This window comes from Corynebacterium sp. ZY180755, from assembly GCF_054331495.1.
In genome coordinates, this window is the sequence record NZ_CM135811.1 from 22,649 (window position 1) to 42,606 (window position 19,958).

General features: G+C 55.9%; 17 protein-coding genes and 3 pseudogenes. 8 read left to right on the forward strand and 12 right to left on the reverse strand.

The window, feature by feature from the left end; genetic code table 11:
• Window positions 1-2: 2 nt before the first annotated feature.
• The 3 genes from cbiB (at window position 3) to ACXM2N_RS00120 (ending at window position 3,222) form a co-directional block, all read left to right on the forward strand.
• Window positions 3-953, forward strand: coding sequence for an adenosylcobinamide-phosphate synthase CbiB (gene cbiB / locus ACXM2N_RS00110; RefSeq protein ID WP_458488870.1), 951 nt, complete (start codon window positions 3-5; stop codon window positions 951-953).
• A 10-nt stretch (window positions 954-963) separates the two neighbouring features.
• Window positions 964-2,028, forward strand: coding sequence for an Rv2231c family pyridoxal phosphate-dependent protein CobC (cobC, locus tag ACXM2N_RS00115; RefSeq protein ID WP_458488872.1), 1,065 nt, complete (start codon window positions 964-966; stop codon window positions 2,026-2,028).
• Between the two features lie 483 nt (window positions 2,029-2,511).
• Entirely contained in the window at window positions 2,512-3,222 is a 711-nt protein-coding gene (locus ACXM2N_RS00120; protein WP_458488874.1) for an IS6 family transposase, read from the forward strand.
• Between the two features lie 78 nt (window positions 3,223-3,300).
• Here ACXM2N_RS00120 and ACXM2N_RS00125 read toward each other — a convergent pair.
• The 5 genes and pseudogenes from ACXM2N_RS00125 to ACXM2N_RS00145 all read right to left on the reverse strand — a co-directional run.
• Window positions 3,301-3,954 (reverse strand): annotated as a pseudogene (locus tag ACXM2N_RS00125) (IS91-like element ISCR2 family transposase); the annotation flags it as partial.
• 105 nt (window positions 3,955-4,059) lie between these two features.
• A complete protein-coding gene (locus tag ACXM2N_RS00130; RefSeq protein WP_000480968.1) occupies window positions 4,060-4,896 on the reverse strand; it encodes an aminoglycoside O-phosphotransferase APH(6)-Id in 837 nt (278 codons plus the stop codon).
• Complete coding sequence (aph(3'')-Ib, locus tag ACXM2N_RS00135; protein ID WP_001082319.1) at window positions 4,896-5,699, reverse strand: aminoglycoside O-phosphotransferase APH(3'')-Ib; 804 nt, start codon at window positions 5,697-5,699, stop codon at window positions 4,896-4,898. The genes ACXM2N_RS00130 and aph(3'')-Ib overlap by 1 nt, the downstream gene beginning before the upstream one ends.
• Before the next feature lie 99 nt (window positions 5,700-5,798).
• A protein-coding gene (locus ACXM2N_RS00140; RefSeq protein ID WP_223672967.1) for an IS3 family transposase occupies window positions 5,799-6,931 on the reverse strand; the annotation gives its coding sequence in 2 pieces (ribosomal slippage) (window positions 5,799-6,679 and window positions 6,679-6,931; 1,134 coding nt in all).
• Window positions 6,932-7,049: 118 nt separating this feature from the next.
• Complete coding sequence (locus ACXM2N_RS00145) at window positions 7,050-7,664, reverse strand: recombinase family protein (protein WP_000904906.1); 615 nt, start codon at window positions 7,662-7,664, stop codon at window positions 7,050-7,052.
• Window positions 7,665-7,789: 125 nt separating this feature from the next.
• On the opposite strand from ACXM2N_RS00145, the pseudogene ACXM2N_RS00150 reads away from it, so the two are divergent.
• Window positions 7,790-10,674 (forward strand): annotated as a pseudogene (locus ACXM2N_RS00150) (Tn3 family transposase).
• 33 nt (window positions 10,675-10,707) lie between these two features.
• Here the strand turns inward: ACXM2N_RS00150 and ACXM2N_RS00155 are convergent.
• Window positions 10,708-11,265, reverse strand: a pseudogene (locus ACXM2N_RS00155) (transposase zinc-binding domain-containing protein); the annotation flags it as partial.
• Window positions 11,266-11,583: 318 nt separating this feature from the next.
• Between ACXM2N_RS00155 and ACXM2N_RS00160 the strand changes: the two are divergent.
• From ACXM2N_RS00160 to ACXM2N_RS00170, 3 genes are all read left to right on the forward strand, one after another.
• Complete coding sequence (locus ACXM2N_RS00160) at window positions 11,584-12,237, forward strand: S1 family peptidase (RefSeq protein WP_011117027.1); 654 nt, start codon at window positions 11,584-11,586, stop codon at window positions 12,235-12,237.
• Window positions 12,238-12,337: 100 nt separating this feature from the next.
• Window positions 12,338-12,607 (forward strand): hypothetical protein, encoded by a 270-nt coding sequence (locus ACXM2N_RS00165; protein ID WP_458488877.1) that lies wholly within the window; start codon window positions 12,338-12,340, stop codon window positions 12,605-12,607.
• Between the two features lie 8 nt (window positions 12,608-12,615).
• On the forward strand, window positions 12,616-13,326 hold the full coding sequence (locus ACXM2N_RS00170; protein WP_458488874.1) for an IS6 family transposase: 711 nt from the start codon (window positions 12,616-12,618) through the stop codon (window positions 13,324-13,326).
• 783 nt (window positions 13,327-14,109) lie between these two features.
• Here the strand turns inward: ACXM2N_RS00170 and erm(56) are convergent.
• Entirely contained in the window at window positions 14,110-14,910 is an 801-nt protein-coding gene (gene erm(56), locus ACXM2N_RS00175) for a 23S rRNA (adenine(2058)-N(6))-methyltransferase Erm(56) (protein ID WP_129546809.1), read from the reverse strand.
• Window positions 14,911-15,180: 270 nt separating this feature from the next.
• Window positions 15,181-15,324 (reverse strand): hypothetical protein, encoded by a 144-nt coding sequence (locus ACXM2N_RS00180; protein WP_458488879.1) that lies wholly within the window; start codon window positions 15,322-15,324, stop codon window positions 15,181-15,183.
• Between ACXM2N_RS00180 and ACXM2N_RS00185 the strand changes: the two genes are divergently transcribed.
• Window positions 15,301-16,011, forward strand: a complete 711-nt coding sequence (locus ACXM2N_RS00185; RefSeq protein ID WP_458488874.1) for an IS6 family transposase — start codon at window positions 15,301-15,303, stop codon at window positions 16,009-16,011. The genes ACXM2N_RS00180 and ACXM2N_RS00185 overlap by 24 nt on opposite strands.
• A gap of 134 nt (window positions 16,012-16,145) precedes the next feature.
• On the opposite strand, the gene ACXM2N_RS00190 is transcribed toward ACXM2N_RS00185, so the two are convergent.
• From ACXM2N_RS00190 to ACXM2N_RS00205, 4 genes are all read right to left on the reverse strand, one after another.
• A complete protein-coding gene (locus tag ACXM2N_RS00190) occupies window positions 16,146-16,895 on the reverse strand; it encodes an ABC transporter ATP-binding protein (protein ID WP_458488881.1) in 750 nt (249 codons plus the stop codon).
• On the reverse strand, window positions 16,888-17,967 hold the full coding sequence (locus ACXM2N_RS00195) for a FecCD family ABC transporter permease (RefSeq protein ID WP_458488883.1): 1,080 nt from the start codon (window positions 17,965-17,967) through the stop codon (window positions 16,888-16,890). The genes ACXM2N_RS00190 and ACXM2N_RS00195 overlap by 8 nt, the downstream gene beginning before the upstream one ends.
• A 67-nt stretch (window positions 17,968-18,034) precedes the next feature.
• Window positions 18,035-19,126: an ABC transporter substrate-binding protein gene (locus ACXM2N_RS00200; protein ID WP_458488886.1), complete on the reverse strand. Its 1,092-nt coding sequence runs from the start codon at window positions 19,124-19,126 to the stop codon at window positions 18,035-18,037.
• Between the two features lie 109 nt (window positions 19,127-19,235).
• Window positions 19,236-19,946 carry an IS6 family transposase gene (locus tag ACXM2N_RS00205; protein ID WP_458488874.1) on the reverse strand — a complete coding sequence of 237 codons (711 nt, stop codon included), beginning with the start codon at window positions 19,944-19,946 and terminating at the stop codon, window positions 19,236-19,238.
• Window positions 19,947-19,958: the final 12 nt, after the last annotated feature.

The following is a 19,958-nucleotide window of genomic DNA, read 5'->3' on the forward strand; positions in this document are numbered from 1 at the left end:
TTATGAAAAAGCATGGCGTAGCTGGCTCAATGCCGGCCATGTGGGCGGGAGTTGCTGCAGACGCGTTCTTTCGTGATCCTCCCACCAACTTCCACCCCGTGGCATGGTTTGGCCGGTATGCCGGTGCGGTGGAAAAGAAGATGTATGCGCCCAGCAAGGTTCGGGGCGCGGTGTTCGTGGGCGCCGTGTGCACCCCAGTTGTTGCTGGCGCCGTGATTACCCACCGCAAGTTCCCGTGCACAAGCTTGGCGCTGGCACTGTATGCGTCGTTAGGCGGGGCCACCTTGAGGCGGGTGGGCCGTGACATGCATGCGGCGTTGGACGCTGAAGACCTTGACGCGGCGCGCGCCCTCGTGCCGTGGTTATGCTCACGGGACCCAGAGTTACTTGATTACCCTGGTGTAGTGCGCGCCACGGTGGAATCCCTTGCGGAGAATACTTCCGACGCCATCATCGCACCCTTGTTCTTTTCCATCTTTGGCGCGCCGGGCGTGGTCACGCACCGTTTGGTGAACACGCTGGATGCCATGGTGGGGTACAAGAATGAGCGGTATCAGGAGTTTGGGTGGGCCGCCGCCAAGCTTGATGATGTTCTGGCGTATATTCCAGCACGGCTGACCACCATAATTCACGTGGGTGTGGGCGTAGCTAATAAGGCAAGGTTTTCTGAATTCGCCCGTGCGCTTCGCACCCAAGCTCACCGTCATCCGAGTCCTAATGCTGGCCCAGTGGAGACCAGCGCTGCTGTTGCATTGGGTGTGCGTTTGGGCGGGCCCACACAGTACTACCATGGATTGGAAAATCGACCTGAGCTGGGATTTGGTGATCGCCCTGAGGTGCACCACATCAAAGAAGCGGTAAGGCTGTCAGGTACAACGCAGCTCAGTGCAGCCGGCGTAATGTCCCTCGTTATTCGCGCAATTAGCGCCATGAAGCCTGCGGCCAAGGACTAGGATTATTCGGGTGAACGACCAGTACACGCCCGACCATTTTCACGGCGATATTGATGCACGCGACGCAGTTCTCGATTTTGCGGTTAACGTAGTTTCGCCCACGCCACCACGCTTCCTTGCTAGCGCCCTGCGTGCTGGGGTTGACCGGCTAGGCGCCTACCCGGATGCCCGCGAACTAGCGCAGGTGGAGGCGATGATCGCGGCTCATCACAACATCCCTTCTGATCATGTGATGCTGCTGGCTGGGGCTTCTGAGGGTTTTGCTATGCTGCCAAAGCTATTGCATGCCCGCGGTCAGGCGGCAGCTACCGTGGTCCAACCCGGCTTTAGTGAGCCGGAGATCATGCTGGCGGAGGCTGGGATCAGGATTCATCATCATGTGCTTACCCCGCCTTTTGCGGATCCACGCCTGAGTGATGTGTCCACCCCAGTACTGGTTATAGGCAACCCGTGTAACCCCACGGGCGTGATCACACCCGCCACCACGTTACGTGATTGGGCAACAGCGGGTTCTGAGAGGTTGCTCGTAGTTGATGAGGCTTTTATCGACGCGACCCCCTCAGGCGAGGAAGCCTCCATGGTCCGCGCCTTACGCGGCCAGAACTTCCCCGAGAGCATTGTTGTCCTGCGCAGCCTCACCAAGACCTGGTCCTTGGCTGGTCTTCGCGTGGGTTATGCGATCGCATCGCCGCAAAACCTTGCGTACATGCGCCACGGTCGTGCTCACTGGCCACTGTCTACGCTGCAGATTCTGGCTGCGCGCACTGTGATGGAGCACCTCGATGTTCTACCTAAGATGGTGGACACCATCACCGCCCAGCGCACTGCGATGCGCCAGGCGCTGCTGGACGCAGGCTTCCACATCGAAACAGACTCTCAAGCTCCCTACCTGCTGGTTCGTCCCCCTGGGCCGAACCCGGAAGCTTTACGACGCTCCCTGCTCGCCGCAGGCATCGCCGTGCGCCGGTGCGACACGTTCCCAGGGCTCGGTGAGGACTACTGGCGGCTTGCGGTGCGGGACCAGGAGAAAGTTGCAGCACTCATTGATGCCGTCGTTCAGCATGCCCAGAATTAGGCAGCAAGGTGGCATCACCACCATGGACCTCATGTGGTTTTAAAGCAGTGGGAATCCATCATGAAAGCCAGTCGGCATTCAGAAGTTCTCCCTTTACAAGCGTGTGATGTTTTAACTGGCTAGTGGGCCAAGACGCAGGATGGCTGGGGTGGATGAGAGTCCCCACTGGTCAGGTCCTTGCTGGGCGATCAACCGTATTGCGCGCACATCCTATACATACGTGTGGTTAACGGTTCTTTCGCGTCTATACATGGCGCAGACTTGCCGGCGGTGGATTATTTTTACACAGTAATGTGCTAAAAATAGAACGACTGGTTAAGGGTGGTTTTTATGGGAAATATCACTTTTAGTAAGGTTGGCCTAATTTAGGCTTTGCTAACCTTACTTTAACGTTTAGTATGCATTGATGTTGCACAACATACTTCCTAGGGTGCTGTTGCAAAGTTGGGGCAGTAGGAAGATCGGCGTGAAATAATCAGAGCCATGGGTATCTTCTCCGGTCGTCATTTCCCCCGTGAAATCATTCTGTGGGCGGTGCGGTGGTACTGCCGCTACGGGGTGAGCTACCGCGATCTCGAAGAGATGATGACTGAACGTGGCGTGCCGGTCGATCACACCACCATCTACCGCTGGGTCCAGAAATACGGCCCTGAGCTGGATAAGCACACTCGGTGGTACCGGCAGGTTCCTGACTGGCAGGCCCGGTCCTGGCGGGTGGATGAGACCTACATCCGGGTCGGGGGAAAGTGGTGCTACCTCTATCGGGCTATTACCGCTGGTGGGCAGACCCTGGACTTTTATCTCTCACCAAAACGGAATGTGGCTGCGGCCAAGCGTTTCCTGGCCAAGACCCTGCGGTCGAACGCGTCAGCCGGGTTCCCGCGGGTGATTAATACAGATAAGGCACCCTCCCTGGCCAAGGCGATCTCCGAGCTCAAGGAAGAAGGCATCTGCCCACCGACAGTGGAGCACCGTCAGGTGAAATACCTGAACAACGTTCTCGAGGGAGATCATGGGCGGCTGAAAAGGATCCTGGGGCCGAAGGGTGCATTTAAGAACAGGACATCTGCATATCGGACGCTGAAGGGGATGGAAGCGATGCACTCCTTGCGGAAAGGTCAGGGGACGATGTTTGCTTACGGGCAACCGAACCCGGACGCGGTGATCGTCAGCCGGGTCTTCGAGACGGCCTGAGAACGCTGAGTCGCAGAGACCATGGAGAAATGAAACTCGGGCGTTCGTGGCCCCTCCACCCGACTTTGCAACAGCACCTGCCGGCGTGACCAACGCCCGGTGCCGACTGTTGGGTGCGAACACCCCGTGGAAGCGGGTTAGGTTGACTCTGGGCTTCGGTACCAGGGCGGCCAGCCTTGCAATGAAATCCAATGGTTCGAAAATGACGTGCGTGGTGCCGTCCCGGTACGGCGTCTTGAGCTGGTAGCGCACGTTGCCGCCTCGTGTTAACGACAGCCGCTTCTCGGATACCGCCGGGCGGCTGATGTACCGGCACAGCCGTTCGAGCTTCTTGCGTTCATCGGCCCTGGCCGCCACGCCGGCGTGCAGGCTGGACCCGGCTACCTTGCCAATCCCGTCACCGAACGGATCACCACTGGTCGGCAGAGTTTGCAAAGTGAACACCTTTCGCCCCGCCTGTGAACCGACAGCGATACGGTAAGTGATCGAGTGCCCCAGCAGGGGTGTCATCGGGTCGTCATCCACCGCATCCGAGGCCAGATAGCTGTTTTCGACATCCCGTTCCAGCAGGCCTTGCCGTTCCAGATAGCGACCCACCCGGTGGGCGATGGTGTGCGTCAGCTGGGTGAGCTCTGGGCTGGTCGGCGCCTTGACCCAGCGGAAACGCGCTGAGCCGTGGGATTGCTCGACATACACACCGTCGAGAAACAGCATGTGGAAGTGAACATTCAGGGGTCGTTTGCGGGAGAGGGCGAAATCCTACGCTAAGGCTTTGGCCAACGATATTCTCCGGTAAGATTGATGTGTTCCCAGGGGATAGGAGAAGTCGCTTGATATCTAGTATGACGTCTGTCGCACCTGCTTGATCGCGGCCGCGATAGCTAGATCGCGTTGCTCCTCTTCTCCATCCGCGTTCCAAGCTGCGGAAAGGCACCCATAAGCGTACGCCTGGTCGAGCAGGCGACGCGGATCGACGTCCAGCGCACGAGAGAATGCGTCCGCCATCTGTGCAATGCGTCTAGGATCGAGACAAAGGTCGTCTCTGTCAGCCGGATCGTAGAACATATTGGCGGCGCCAAAGCCCACTTCACCGACCAGACCGACGGGATCTATCACCAGCCAGCCGCGACTGGAGAACATGATGTTTTCATGATGCAGATCGCCATGTAGCCCACGCAGTTCCGAGGCATTGCTCATCATTTGATCGGCTATAATCGCCGCGTGGACGTAGTCAGTTTGACAACCTGCGTTTTGATCATCGCGCGCCCGCTGAAACAAAGCTGCAAAGCGATCCCGGATCGGGAGAAGGGCAGAAGGCAGGGGTTCCTCAGATGCGGCATACAGCTTCGCCATTAGTTCCGCTGCAATTTCGGTCGCCTGGTAGTCGCCGTGCTCGGCAACGATGTGAGAGAGCATTCGCTCCCCGGCATATTCGAGCAACATCAGATTGTTCTCACGACCGAGCAACCGGACTGCTCCCCTCCCATTGCGCCATACCAGATAGTCGGCCCCGCGCAGTTCATCAGCAATGTCTTCTATAGGTTTCAATCCCTTGACGATTGCAGGAGTCCCGTCTGGCAATGAAACTTTCCAAACGAGGCTGGAAAAGGTGTCCGCAATGAGAACAGGTTGCGAAACGTGCCAATGAGCAGGAAAAACAGGCGGCATGAACATCAACCCCAAGTCAGAGGGTCCAATCGCAGATAGAAGGCAAGGCGTTCGCGGTCGGGGGCTTCGATCCCCAATACATTGAATAGGACAGCGAAGGCGCGCTCTGCTTCATCTGGCGCTGCCCAGTTCTCTTCGGCGTTAGCAATCATGAGTGCCAAATCGGCATAGCGATCTGCTGTTCCGAGCCGCCCAAGGTCGATCAGACCCGTGCATTGAAGAGTTTTAGGGTCCACCATGAAGTTCGGCATGCAGGGATCACCATGGCAAACAACCATATCGGTGCGCTCTTGGTCGAGCCGCACCGGTAGCTCTCGTTCGACACGAGCCAAAAGATCGAGCTGCGGCGTACTCTTGTCCTCGTCCGGTAAGAAGTCGGGATTGACGGCATTGCGGGACACCACATCAACGGCGCGTCCGAACATTCGCGACAGCCTGCGCTCAAACGGACATTGATCAACCGATAGGCTGTGAACAGCGCCAAGTTGCTGCCCCATTGACGGCCACGCTTTGAGCAAATCCGCTCCAGACAGATCAGCCGCCGGTACTCCCGGAATTGCCGTTATCACCAAGCATGCACCCTCCTGTTCCTCCTGCCAGTTGATCACCTCGGGGCAAGCCACACCTCGACCTTTGAGCCAAATGAGGCGGTCACGCTCTCCAGCGAGCTCACCGCGGCGGGAAGCAGGTGCGATTTTCGCGAAGGCATGCCCGTCACCACGTCGAAAAACAAAATCACCAGATTCTCCGCCTCTGACAGGCAACCAGTCAGAATGCGATTCACCAAAAAAAATATTAGTTCGATTCAATGGAGGTTCCTTCAGTTTTCTGATGAAGCGCGGAGGTGAGAGGTGGTCCCACTTGTTTGAACAACTAAAAGCTTATTTATAAGTGATACTCTGCTCTAGTTAAGCTACCTTATTTTGTTGTGGTAGCTGGTCATAGTAAAACTCATCTGGAGTCATTTTGTCCAGACTCGAATGAGGTCGTTTCAAATTATAAAATTCAAAATATGCGTTTAATTGCTTCTTCGCATCCAAAACATTGCTGTAGGCTTTGAGATACACCTCTTCATATTTAACGCTCCGCCATAATCGTTCAACCATCACATTATCAACCCATCGACCTTTACCATCCATACTGATTTGAATGCCATTTGATTTCAATACATCAATAAATGCATCACTGGTAAACTGACTGCCTTGGTCTGTATTAAAGACTTCAGGTCGGCCATATTTTTCAATAGCTTCATTTAATGTTTCTATGCAAAATGTAACCTCCATACTAATCGATACTCTATGCGCAAGTACCTTGCGGCTATGCCAATCAATCACAGCACATAAATAAACAAAGCCTTTTGCCATAGGGATATACGTTATATCCGTAGACCACACTTGATTACTGCGCTGAATAGCCAATCCTTTGAGCAGATATGGATATTTACGGTGAGCTTGATTGGCCTGACTTAGATTTGGTTTACGATATAACGCATTAATGCCCATTTTCTTCATTAAAGTACGTGTATGACGTCGTCCTATATGATGTCCTTGACGATTCAATAAATCACGCATCATACGGCTACCTGCAAAAGGGTATTGCATATGTAACTCATCCATACAGCGCATCAGCTTCAGATCTGATTCACTCACAGGTTTTGGGCGATAGTAATAACAACCACGGGAGACTTTCAGCAGCTTAGCTTGCTTAGATACTGAAATCTGAAGTGAGTCATCGATTAACTTTTGTGGTTGAAGCGACCCAGTTTCTTCAACACACCTTCTAAAAAATCAATTTCTAATGCCTGCTCACCGATTTTTGCATGTAGTTTTTTTAGATCGATGGGTGGTTCTGTTGGAGCTTTTGATTGATCGAAAGCTTGCGAGGAAGCTGAAATCAGTTGATTTTTCCAGTCAATAATTTGGTTTTGATGAACATCAAATTCAGCACTCAATTCAGCAAGTGTTTTTTCTGCTTTAATCGCAGCAAGTGCTACCTTAGCTTTAAAGTCATTTGAATGATTTCTTCTTGGTCTACGTGTCATAAAATACTCCATATATTGATGTTTATAACATCATTTGGGGAGCAAAATATCACTTATAAGTGTTGTTCAAATTTCCTGATCCACCTCTGTGGCTCAACCTGCGAAAAGAAACGAGTTGCTACGTAAGTCCGAGAACATGCTTTCCATGGTCTCTGAGCTCGCCTTTGGGACCGACATATCGGTAGAGAGTGACGCGCTCGATGCCGAGTTCCTTGCAGAGATCGGAAACTGAAGTATCGCGCTGGGCCATGGCGGCTTGCGCGAGACGCACCTGAGCTTTGGTGAGCGCGAATTTTCGTCCGCCCTTGCGACCGCGCGCTCTCGCGGAGGCGAGACCCGCCATGGTGCGCTCTCGGATCAGATCCCGCTCGAACTCGGCCAAGGTGGCGAAGATTCCGAACACCATGCGACCGGACGCAGTCGTGGTGTCGATCTGAGCGCCCTTTCCAGTCAGAACCCGCAGGCCGATCTTGCGGTCTGACAGCTCCTTCACCGTGTTGACCAGATGGGCAAGCGATCGTCCGAGGCGATCGAGCTTCCAGACCACCAGCACATCGCCGTCACGCAATGACTTGAGGCAGGCAGTCAAGCCAGGGCGATCATCACGACCGCCGGAAGCAAGATCATCATAGATATTGTCCCGTTCGACACCTGCGGCGCGCAAGGCGTCGTGCTGCAGGTCGAGAGACTGCGAGCCATCGGCTTTGGAGACGCGGGCATATCCGATCAGCATGTATCACAAACGTTGGTTTGAGGCGGCGCTTCGGCCACGATTGCATTGACCTCTGGAAATGTATCTCAACCAGCTTCATAAACAAAGCGTCTTGAACGCTATCAGATTTTGAAAAAGGAACATGTATGCCGCGTCGCGTCACTCTAACCGATCGGCAGAAAGACGCGCTGTTGCGCTTGCCGACTTCACAGACGGATTTGCTCAAGCACTATACGCTGAGTGATGAAGACCTTGGGCATATCAGGCTGCGTCGGCGCGCTCACAACAGGTTCGGCTTCGCCCTGCAATTGTGTGTCCTGCGCTATCCCGGCCGGGTGCTGGCTCCAGGCGAACTGATCCCTGCAGAGGTCATCGAATTTATCGGAGCGCAGCTTGGCCTGGGTGCCGACGATCTCGTAGACTATGCTGCCCGCGAGGAAACACGGCACGAGCATCTTGCCGAGTTACGGGGGCTCTACGGCTTCCGCACCTTCTCCGGACGTGGTGCGAGCGAGCTGAAGGAATGGTTGTTCCGAGAAGCCGAGATGGCGGTGTCGAACGAGGATATCGCCCGTCGCTTCGTAGCCGAGTGCCGACGCACCCGCACTGTCCTTCCCGCGACATCCACGATCGAGCGGCTTTGTGCCGCGGCTCTCGTCGATGCCGAGCGACGCATCGAGACGAGGATCGCCAGTCGGCTGCCTATGTCGATCCGAGAACAGTTGCTGGCATTGCTCGAGGAGACGGCTGATGATCGGGTGACCCGTTTTGTGTGGCTGCGCCAGTTCGAGCCTGGCTCGAACTCTTCGTCGGCCAACCGGCTGCTCGACCGGCTCGAATATCTGCAACGCATCGATCTCCCCGAGGATCTGCTTGCCGGCGTTCCTGCCCATCGGGTGACTCGTCTGCGCAGGCAGGGTGAACGGTATTATGCCGACGGCATGCGCGATCTCCCGGAGGACAGGCGGCTTGCGATCTTGGCTGTTTGCGTCTCGGAATGGCAGGCGATGTTGGCCGACGCAGTGGTCGAAACCCACGACCGGATCGTCGGCCGTCTCTACCGTGCTTCGGAGCGTATTTGCCATGCAAAGGTCGCAGACGAAGCGGGGGTGGTGCGTGACACCCTGAAATCCTTCGCCGAGATCGGGGGCGCCCTGGTCGATGCACAGGATGATGGCCAGCCGCTGGGCGATGTCATCGCGAGTGGGTCAGGGTGGGACGGCTTAAAAACCCTTGTTGCAATGGCAACCAGGCTGACCGCCACCATGGCCGACGATCCGCTCAATCATGTGCTCGACGGTTATCACCGCTTCCGCCGATACGCTCCACGCATGTTGCGCCTGCTCGATCTGCGAGCTGCGCCCGTTGCACTGCCGCTTCTGGAAGCGGTGACGGCCCTTCGTACCGGTTTGAACGATGCCGCGATGACCAGCTTCTTGCGGCCCAGCTCGAAATGGCATCGCCACCTTCGGGCCCAGAGGGCTGGCGACGCTCGCCTATGGGAGATCGCGGTGCTGTTCCATCTGCGCGATGCGTTCCGCTCCGGAGATGTCTGGCTTACTAGGTCCCGGCGCTATGGCGATCTGAAACACGCACTCGTTCCGGCACAATCCATCGCGGAAGGCGGTCGTCTCGCTGTGCCATTGCGGCCGGAGGAATGGCTGGCAGACCGGCAAGCTCGCCTCGACATGCGGTTGCGCGAGCTTGGCCGTGCCGCTCGCGCAGGCACGATCCCGGGCGGGTCGATTGAAAACGGCGTTCTGCATATCGAGAAACTCGAAGCCGCCGCGCCGACAGGCGCCGAAGATCTGGTGCTCGATCTCTACAAGCAGATCCCGCCCACGCGCATCACCGATCTCCTGCTGGAGGTGGATGCGGCGACCGGCTTCACCGAAGCGTTCACCCATCTGCGCACAGGAGCACCCTGCGCTGACCGGATCGGGCTAATGAACGTTATCTTGGCGGAAGGGATCAACCTCGGCTTGCGCAAAATGGCGGATGCGACAAACACCCACACCTTCTGGGAATTGATCCGCATTGGACGGTGGCATGTCGAGGGCGAAGCCTATGACCGGGCGCTGGCCATGGTGGTCGAGGCACAGGCAGCGTTACCCATGGCCCGGTTCTGGGGCATGGGCACGTCGGCTTCGAGCGACGGACAGTTCTTCGTCGCTACAGAGCAAGGTGAGGCCATGAACCTGGTCAACGCGAAATATGGCAATACCCCGGGCCTGAAAGCCTATAGCCACGTCTCCGACCAATATGCGCCGTTCGCAACCCAGGTGATTCCTGCAACGGCAAGCGAAGCGCCTTACATCCTCGATGGCCTGCTGATGAACGATGCTGGACGCCATATCCGCGAGCAGTTCACCGACACGGGCGGCTTCACCGATCACGTCTTTGCCGCATGTGCCATTCTCGGCTACCGGTTCGCTCCGCGCATCCGCGACCTGCCATCCAAACGGCTCTACGCGTTCAATCCGTCGGCCGCCCCGGCGCACCTGCGAGCGTTGATCGGCGGAAAGGTCAACCAAGCCATGATCGAGCGCAATTGGCCCGACATCCTGCGCATCGCCGCCACCATTGCTGCCGGGACCGTCGGCCAAGCCAGATTCTGCGGAAACTCGCCTCCTATCCGCGGCAGAACGAGCTCGCGACAGCCCTGCGGGAAGTCGGTCGCGTCGAGCGCACCCTGTTCATGATCGACTGGATTCTGGATGCCGAACTCCAACGGCGTGCCCAGATCGGGCTCAACAAAGGCGAAGCTCATCATGCGCTGAAGCGGGCAATCAGCTTCCACCGCCGCGGTGAAATCCGCGACCGTTCCGCCGAAGGCCAGCATTACCGCATCGCCGGCATGAATCTGCTCGCCGCCATCATCATCTTCTGGAACACCATGAAGCTCGGCGAGGTCGTTGCAAACCAGAAACGCGATGGAAAGCTGCTATCGCCCGATCTCTTGGCCCATGTTTCGCCGCTCGGATGGGAACACATCAATCTCACCGGAGAATATCGCTGGCCAAAGCCTTAGCGTAGGATTCCGCCCCCTCCCGCAAACGACCCCATTCAGATTGAGCGCCGATCCAAAACGCTGGATCAGGGTGACCGCGCCCGTCTTGGCCACTTGGTGGGTATGGCCCGCTTTCTTGACCAGGTGCGTGGCAATGACGCGGTAAACGATGCCCAGCACCCACCCCATGATCTCGGGCCGGCTGGCAAACAGGAAACGCAGCTGAAACGGGAAGCTCAACACCCACTGACGCATGGGTTGTTCAGGCAGTACTTCATCAACCAGCAAGGCGGCACTTTCGGCCATCCGCCGCGCCCCACAGCTCGGGCAGAAACCGCGACGCTTACAGCTGAAAGCGACCAGGTGCTCGGCGTGGCAAGACTCGCAGCGAACCCGTAGAAAGCCATGCTCCAGCCGCCCGCATTGGAGAAATTCTTCAAATTCCCGTTGCACATAGCCCGGCAATTCCTTTCCCTGCTCTGCCATAAGCGCAGCGAATGCCGGGTAATACTCGTCAACGATCTGATAGAGAAGGGTTTGCTCGGGTCGGTGGCTCTGGTAACGACCAGTATCCCGATCCCGGCTGGCCGTCCTGGCCGCCACATGAGGCATGTTCCGCGTCCTTGCAATACTGTGTTTACATACAGTCTATCGCTTAGCGGAAAGTTCTTTTACCCTCAGCCGAAATGCCTGCCGTTGCTAGACATTGCCAGCCAGTGCCCGTCACTCCTGGCCAGTTATGCGTTGGGTACGACCGCTGCAAATGCTCGTGCCCTGGATAGCACAGAAGAACGAATACAAGACTATCGGCGTGAGCAGCGCATATTGTCCGACAATTCAATCAGCGGCCAGAGCGTCCAGCGCGGCACACTGCCACCCGATACCAGACCCTACCTTGCACCGGATTGGCCAACACTGGCTGAAAATACAATGCCGTCTGTTATTGCTTTGTCAGCAATCGAGCAGCCCTACGGCTTTGCTGAAAACAGTCCGGCCTGGCTTATTCCTGGCGTTCAACAAAACGCTGCCACAGCAGCATTGACGCACTACCGCGCCTGGCAAAAAGGCTGGGCAAAACAAGACGCAAAGCGACAGCATCAAACTATATGCGGCGGTTTCGTCATCGAAGGCAACCGAGTGCTAACAGCGGCGCATTGTGTGGACAGGCAAGAAGCCTTGCGAATCCGTACAGCGGGCGGTGAATGGCGGGCGGCTCATGTTGTCGGTGCTGATGTAACGCAGGACGTTGCTTTGCTTGAGTTTGAAGGCGACCCATTGCCACCGATTAAGGTGGCCAACACTCTACCCAGGCCGGGCCAGGACGTTATGGCCATAGGCTCGCCGTCCGGTTACGGCTTTGCTGTCGGTGTCGGCATTGTTGCCTGGCACGGCCTCGATGCAAAGATGCTATCCCCTAATGATTTCATGCTTGTAACGGCTTCAGTCGTGGGCGGTAATTCCGGCGGCGTGGTCGTGAATACGCACGGTGAAGCGGTTTCATTGGTTAGCTATGGCAGCGGCAGTTATACGCAAACAGTGCCGATTGACCGAGCTTTAACCGTTGCTGGCCAGCTGGCCAAGTAACGCTACCCCAAGGCCGGGCAAATTTTGCCCAGGTCAATTACCAAGCGCCGAAGGGCGGCGCATGAAGAAAAAAAACATTAAAAAACTGGAGTAAATCACTATGAAAATTCGCAATGTATTTTGTTCACTGGTTGTTGCCTTTGCTGTTGTGTCTGTTTCACAGGCAGCGACTGCCACTGATTTGGACGTTGTGCATACTGCGTATGAAGCCTACGAAGGAGCTGCAAAGGCTTTAGAGCGCAGCATTGACGTTGTGCATAGCAAACTGAACACCGCAGGTTTAACGCCAGAAGAAATGCAAAAGCTGCAACTACAGCTTGATGCGGTGCTGTTGCAAAGTTGGGGCAGTAGGAAGATCGGCGTGAAATAATCAGAGCCATGGGTATCTTCTCCGGTCGTCATTTCCCCCGTGAAATCATTCTGTGGGCGGTGCGGTGGTACTGCCGCTACGGGGTGAGCTACCGCGATCTCGAAGAGATGATGACTGAACGTGGCGTGCCGGTCGATCACACCACCATCTACCGCTGGGTCCAGAAATACGGCCCTGAGCTGGATAAGCACACTCGGTGGTACCGGCAGGTTCCTGACTGGCAGGCCCGGTCCTGGCGGGTGGATGAGACCTACATCCGGGTCGGGGGAAAGTGGTGCTACCTCTATCGGGCTATTACCGCTGGTGGGCAGACCCTGGACTTTTATCTCTCACCAAAACGGAATGTGGCTGCGGCCAAGCGTTTCCTGGCCAAGACCCTGCGGTCGAACGCGTCAGCCGGGTTCCCGCGGGTGATTAATACAGATAAGGCACCCTCCCTGGCCAAGGCGATCTCCGAGCTCAAGGAAGAAGGCATCTGCCCACCGACAGTGGAGCACCGTCAGGTGAAATACCTGAACAACGTTCTCGAGGGAGATCATGGGCGGCTGAAAAGGATTCTGGGGCCGAAGGGTGCATTTAAGAACAGGACATCTGCATATCGGACGCTGAAGGGGATGGAAGCGATGCACTCCTTGCGGAAAGGTCAGGGGACGATGTTTGCTTACGGGCAACCGAACCCGGACGCGGTGATCGTCAGCCGGGTCTTCGAGACGGCCTGAGAACGCTGAGTCGCAGAGACCATGGAGAAATGAAACTCGGGCGTTCGTGGCCCCTCCACCCGACTTTGCAACAGCACCTTGCTGCGCACGATCAAGCCGAGCATTTTCATGCTGCCTGTTCCGCCTAATAATTGGTTCATGATGAGCACAACGGTTACGTAGTTTGTAGACCACATCAACCTCACGCTTGAAATCAGTCAAAGAAGGAACGAAGATGCCAGCCCCACCCTCATCCGTGGCGGAAACCGGCGTGGCCACAAGACTATTACGAACTAGTGGCCAAATCGTCGACGCGTACGTATTGGTAAAAAGATACGCCCAGAAATCGAAGCTCAACTCAGCAATCACCCGTCCCGATGGTGGCACCTGACCTCGGCTAATTCCCGCCCGCCGTTCCGCCTTCTGAATAGACTTCTTCGCCTGCCGATCAAAAGGAATAGCCGGGTGGACATACCACCGCTGCCCATACCTTGGAGACACAGCAGTATCGACACAGTTACGCAAGAGCACCTCGACATGCTGAATATCTTCCAGGAAGGACTTGGTCACGCGAGTATTCCACAGGTAGAGAGCGTCGGGATCCGAGTGGAAGCTGTAGGTTTTCATCCGCTCGGATGAAAACCAAGCCTCAAGATCACTAACCGGATTATTCTTGGATGACATACGTACCAGTGTTACACTTGGAACCGAAGGCCCCGGAGCGATCCCTGCGTTTTAGACGCACATCACCGGGGTTATTGATTTTTCTTGGCCCGCCTCCCCAGAGGAATTCTCCTCTCGGAACTATTTCCTCTGTTTGCGGCGTCGCGGCGGAACTGCCCCACGGCTTTCGAAGAGGCTGACCATCTGAGCAACAGACAGGTCAGAGGGCAGCTGATGCGAATGCACACCGGACCGCTCGGCCCATTTCCGCGCCGCCTGTCGAGAGGGAAATATCTTCGCTTGGGTGACGATATCGACGATCCCACGACCCTTCCCCGTATAGACGGCGTGCACTAGAGCTTGGAACGCCTTTCGCTTTCCAACTGGTACCAACATTTTAGGACGGCGTCGGATGTGCAAAACGCCACCATCCACACTAGGACGAGGGGTAAACGCCTCCCGGCTAACACGTTCTCCAAGCTCAAAAGTGAACCACGGAGCCCACTGGGCGGTCATCATGGTTGACGCACCGACGCCAGCACGTCGGCGGGCAACCTCCCACTGCATAAGCAGCACAGCGTCGGTCCAGCCTGGGGCGCGAAGAAGGCGCCGCAAGATGGATGTGGTGATATGAAACGGGATGTTACCAACAATCACATGAGGGTGGGCTGGCAGACGGTATCTCAGAAAATCTTCGTTGATGACAGTCACAGCATCGTCAAGTTCCCGCCGCAGCGCACCTGCCAGCGCGGGGTCAATTTCAACAGCTGTGAGAGATCGTCCCGTACAAGACAACGGATGAGTCAGCGCTCCTTGGCCGGGACCAATCTCAATCAAGGGGCCGCTAGTGCTTCCCACACGCTCCAAGAGAGAGGCGATAACGCGGGAGTCAGTGAGAAAGTTCTGGCCGTTTTCGTGACGACCACGAGAATATGCAGACATGGGATGCTCCGAAAAGAAGAGTTTTGGAGCCGGGCATGGCAAAATGACAGCCCGGCTTAGTGACCGGAGCGGTGACCACTACTGGAAGGTCAACCGCTGTTAGCGGTTGCGGCGCAACCGCATCGAAGCAGTTCCCAAAATCAACATGTTCTCGACATTAGCATCCGTTGTATTCAGGGTCAAGTCCGACGGAGTGGTGTTTCTGCCTTTCGTTGAAACAAGCAGTGTGATGGCGTCAGGGACCGGCACGTGCTTGGTGCTGTGACTGGTTCATGCGACCTCCTTGGTGGTGGTGTCGGCGTCGATGATGCTGGCGGTGATCATTGCTTTGGTCTGGGTGCTGTTGCAAAGTTGGGGCAGTAGGAAGATCGGCGTGAAATAATCAGAGCCATGGGTATCTTCTCCGGTCGTCATTTCCCCCGTGAAATCATTCTGTGGGCGGTGCGGTGGTACTGCCGCTACGGGGTGAGCTACCGCGATCTCGAAGAGATGATGACTGAACGTGGCGTGCCGGTCGATCACACCACCATCTACCGCTGGGTCCAGAAATACGGCCCTGAGCTGGATAAGCACACTCGGTGGTACCGGCAGGTTCCTGACTGGCAGGCCCGGTCCTGGCGGGTGGATGAGACCTACATCCGGGTCGGGGGAAAGTGGTGCTACCTCTATCGGGCTATTACCGCTGGTGGGCAGACCCTGGACTTTTATCTCTCACCAAAACGGAATGTGGCTGCGGCCAAGCGTTTCCTGGCCAAGACCCTGCGGTCGAACGCGTCAGCCGGGTTCCCGCGGGTGATTAATACAGATAAGGCACCCTCCCTGGCCAAGGCGATCTCCGAGCTCAAGGAAGAAGGCATCTGCCCACCGACAGTGGAGCACCGTCAGGTGAAATACCTGAACAACGTTCTCGAGGGAGATCATGGGCGGCTGAAAAGGATCCTGGGGCCGAAGGGTGCATTTAAGAACAGGACATCTGCATATCGGACGCTGAAGGGGATGGAAGCGATGCACTCCTTGCGGAAAGGTCAGGGGACGATGTTTGCTTACGGGCAACCGAACCCGGACGCGGTGATCGTCAGCCGGGTCTTCGAGACGGCCTGAGAACGCTGAGTCGCAGAGACCATGGAGAAATGAAACTCGGGCGTTCGTGGCCCCTCCACCCGACTTTGCAACAGCACCATCTGTTGTAGGGCTCTGTGAACCCATCACGAACTGAATAATACGTGCCATTAGTGTTAGAGCCTTTCCCCATCTGAGTAGTCTGGCACCACGATGCGTCGCACGCTGTCTGCGAAGCTCACATCTGGAGTTTTGATGGAAATTTGATAGAGATCTGACAGCTTGGATTCCGTGAGCTGATACAACGTATCGCCGCAGCTGATTGTCTTATCCATCAGCAAAGTGCGATCCGCAACGTGCAAGGCATGGGTTGGGTCATGCGTAGTGAACACCACGCCAATTCCCTCATTGCACAGCTGACGCATGATGCACAATGTTCTGGATTGGTTTCGCATATCCAACGCGGACGTAGGCTCATCAAGGATCAGGAAGAGCGGGTCAGAGGCCAACGCACGCGCGATCAAAACAAGTTGGCGCTGACCGCCAGACATGCCGGAGAAGATCTTGTGCGCATGCTCCAGAAGCCCCACGCGCTTCAGCGCGCGCTGAGCCTTGTCCTCATCCTCTTTGCTTGGCGACGACCACGGTGAACGGTTGCGCGCCGTACCCATGAGCACCATGTCGAAGGCAGTAAATCCGAGGTTGGAATCATTGTTCTGAGGGACGTACCCTACCGAGCCACTAGCTTGGACCATTCCTTCACGCGGGGTACGAACTCCCGCCAAACACGTCAGCAGCGTGGTTTTTCCGCGCGCATTAGGGCCAAGAATGGCAACACACTCACCTGGTTTCACGCTCAGATCGACGTCGCGGAACAACCAGTTTCCGCCTACGTACCAATGGCCAACGCCTTGTGCTTTAAGCAATGCTGCCTCCTTGCCGCGCTTTGTTAATGAGCACAGAGATGAAAACTGGTGCACCAATCAGCGCGGTCAAGATACCAATAGGAATCTCAACCTCGGAGACAGAGCGCGCGATCGTATCAATAATCAGGGTGTAGATTCCTCCCAAGAGGAACGATGCCGGGATGACAATTCGATTGTCGTGACCCAATACCAGACGGATAAGGTGAGGAACCACCAAGCCAACCCAGCCGACAATGCCGGCACTCGCCACCGTTGCCGCAGTAAGAAGCGCTACCGCAACGATCAATATGAAGCGCATACGGCCTGGATGAACCCCCAGCGATGCTGCGTCTTCATCACCCAGAGAAAGAATGTTGATGCGCCAACGCAGCAGGTAGACAGTCACAAGGCCGATAAGAACCGGCACTAGAATCATGAGAACCTTGGACCACGTAGCGGCAGAAAATGAACCCATCAGCCAGAAAGTGATCGATGGCAGCGTAGTGTACGGATCCGCCAGGTATGTAACGAGGGATACCAGCGCATTGAAAAATGCGCTCACAACGATGCCACCTAATACGATCGTCAAAACTGGGTTAGACGTTCTGATCTTGCCAATAACCATCACAATGATTGCCGCCAACAAACCCGATGCAAACGCACCGGCCATGATGGTCGCGGCAGACATGGACAGCAGGATCATCAAAACGCCACCAAAAGCAGCGCCCGAGGAAACACCAATCACATCAGGGGAAACCAACGGATTTCTAAACAATGCCTGCAGCGCAGCGCCAGACACCGCTAGAGATCCACCCACCAGCACCGCCAACAAAATGCGTGGAGCTCTAACGAGCAGCACCGCGGAATTCTCTCCCGCCGTCCATTCCGGGGACAGAGTCCCGCCGATGCCAAGGCGTAGGGCCAGTTCATTGCCAATGATTTCTGCCACTCTGAGTGGGGAAATAGCCAAGGAGCCGATTCCGATGGCAACTACCATCGACACAATAAGCGTGATGAAAAGACCCGAAATGACGACAACTCGAAGCATTTTTGACGAACGGAGGTCAAACGGCTTTTCGGGTTCTGCCTCCACAAAGCAAGGTCCGTTTTCTTGGCCTATCGGGCACGTCTCGGCGACTGGGCAATTACTTGGCGCCTGCTTACTGGACTCGATCATAATTGGCCGATCCGTTGTTGATGTCTGTACGCAGAGTTAGATCAATGTCTTCCTGAGTCACGTCATAGTTGTAAAGGTAAGAGATCTGCTCTCGCATCATGTCAGGAAGGTCAACTTCCAGCTCTGGATGAACTAGTGCTGCTGCCCAGTTCCAGAACAATGGCGACTCAGCACATGGAACCTGCCACCTGTAAACGCCCAGTGGGGTTCGGTAGACCTTCTTATTCTTCACTGCAGATACATCTGCGAAGCGTGGATCGTTGTAGAGATCCTCTGGAACCGCGGTGTCAAAGGCTGAGAGGAAGATGACTTCAGGGTCCCAGTTGATGAGTTGTTCAGGGCTGATACCCGCATCATCAACCACCGCATCGGCCGCTACATTTTCTGCGTTAATCAGATCGAAAACGTGCTGTGCGTAGTCCTTTTTGGTAGCTACGGACAGTTTGGAATCAGAGTAGGACAGCTGAACAACACGAGGCTTAGTATCAAATTTGGCGGTCTTTTCACGAAGCTCTTCTGCTTCCTTGCCCATGTTGTTAATGATCTCTTCAGCGCGGTCTTGCTTGCCCACCATGGTGCCAAATAGGTCAATCCATGTTTCCAAGTCTTCCTGCGTGCCATACTGCAAACCGACTACTGGAATACCTGTGGACTCAATAGGCGCGACTACGTCATTTCCCCTGTCTCCCCACTGAACAACCACATCAGGATTGAGACTCAAAATCTCTTCCATGTTTGGAACAAAGTCATCGCCGGCGATTACTTTGAGCTCATTTGCTTTATCAAAAATCTTCGGCGTGATACCTTCCGCGGCAGCTTCTGACCAGGAGGAGTTCACGCCCACGATGCGGTCCCAGGAACCATCAACCGCTGCCAGAATTGCCGGAGCTGGAATGACCGTAAAGGCTATTTGATCCGCCGGTCCGCTAAGTTCAACGCTTTTCCCTCGCTGGTCTGTCAGAGCGATCGCTCCTGAAGTTTCTTCACTACTGGAGGATTGCATGGTGGTCGTGCCTTGACCACACCCAGTGAGAAGGAGGCTGGCCGCCACAATTGTTCCAGCCAGTGCTGACATGCACTTACGCATTGATGTCCTTTCTAGGAAGGGTGCTGTTGCAAAGTCGGGTGGAGGGGCCACGAACGCCCGAGTTTCATTTCTCCATGGTCTCTGCGACTCAGCGTTCTCAGGCCGTCTCGAAGACCCGGCTGACGATCACCGCGTCCGGGTTCGGTTGCCCGTAAGCAAACATCGTCCCCTGACCTTTCCGCAAGGAGTGCATCGCTTCCATCCCCTTCAGCGTCCGATATGCAGATGTCCTGTTCTTAAATGCACCCTTCGGCCCCAGGATCCTTTTCAGCCGCCCATGATCTCCCTCGAGAACGTTGTTCAGGTATTTCACCTGACGGTGCTCCACTGTCGGTGGGCAGATGCCTTCTTCCTTGAGCTCGGAGATCGCCTTGGCCAGGGAGGGTGCCTTATCTGTATTAATCACCCGCGGGAACCCGGCTGACGCGTTCGACCGCAGGGTCTTGGCCAGGAAACGCTTGGCCGCAGCCACATTCCGTTTTGGTGAGAGATAAAAGTCCAGGGTCTGCCCACCAGCGGTAATAGCCCGATAGAGGTAGCACCACTTTCCCCCGACCCGGATGTAGGTCTCATCCACCCGCCAGGACCGGGCCTGCCAGTCAGGAACCTGCCGGTACCACCGAGTGTGCTTATCCAGCTCAGGGCCGTATTTCTGGACCCAGCGGTAGATGGTGGTGTGATCGACCGGCACGCCACGTTCAGTCATCATCTCTTCGAGATCGCGGTAGCTCACCCCGTAGCGGCAGTACCACCGCACCGCCCACAGAATGATTTCACGGGGGAAATGACGACCGGAGAAGATACCCATGGCTCTGATTAT

Excerpts from the sequence above, each read along its gene's own strand:
- ACXM2N_RS00130 (WP_000480968.1), bottom strand. The coding sequence starts at position 4,896 with ATGTTCATGCCGCCTGTTTTTCCTGCTCATTGGCACGTTTCGCAACCT.
- ACXM2N_RS00200 (WP_458488886.1), bottom strand. The coding sequence starts at position 19,126 with ATGTCAGCACTGGCTGGAACAATTGTGGCGGCCAGCCTCCTTCTCACT.
- cbiB (WP_458488870.1), top strand. The coding sequence starts at position 3 with ATGAAAAAGCATGGCGTAGCTGGCTCAATGCCGGCCATGTGGGCGGGA.
- ACXM2N_RS00160 (WP_011117027.1), top strand. The coding sequence starts at position 11,584 with ATGCCGTCTGTTATTGCTTTGTCAGCAATCGAGCAGCCCTACGGCTTT.
- ACXM2N_RS00170 (WP_458488874.1), top strand. The coding sequence starts at position 12,616 with ATGGGTATCTTCTCCGGTCGTCATTTCCCCCGTGAAATCATTCTGTGG.
- ACXM2N_RS00120 (WP_458488874.1), top strand. The coding sequence starts at position 2,512 with ATGGGTATCTTCTCCGGTCGTCATTTCCCCCGTGAAATCATTCTGTGG.
- ACXM2N_RS00180 (WP_458488879.1), bottom strand. The coding sequence starts at position 15,324 with ATGACGACCGGAGAAGATACCCATGGCTCTGATTATTTCACGCCGATC.
- ACXM2N_RS00205 (WP_458488874.1), bottom strand. The coding sequence starts at position 19,946 with ATGGGTATCTTCTCCGGTCGTCATTTCCCCCGTGAAATCATTCTGTGG.
- ACXM2N_RS00185 (WP_458488874.1), top strand. The coding sequence starts at position 15,301 with ATGGGTATCTTCTCCGGTCGTCATTTCCCCCGTGAAATCATTCTGTGG.
- ACXM2N_RS00165 (WP_458488877.1), top strand. The coding sequence starts at position 12,338 with ATGAAAATTCGCAATGTATTTTGTTCACTGGTTGTTGCCTTTGCTGTT.
- ACXM2N_RS00145 (WP_000904906.1), bottom strand. The coding sequence starts at position 7,664 with ATGCTGATCGGATATGCCCGCGTCTCCAAAGCCGATGGCTCGCAGTCT.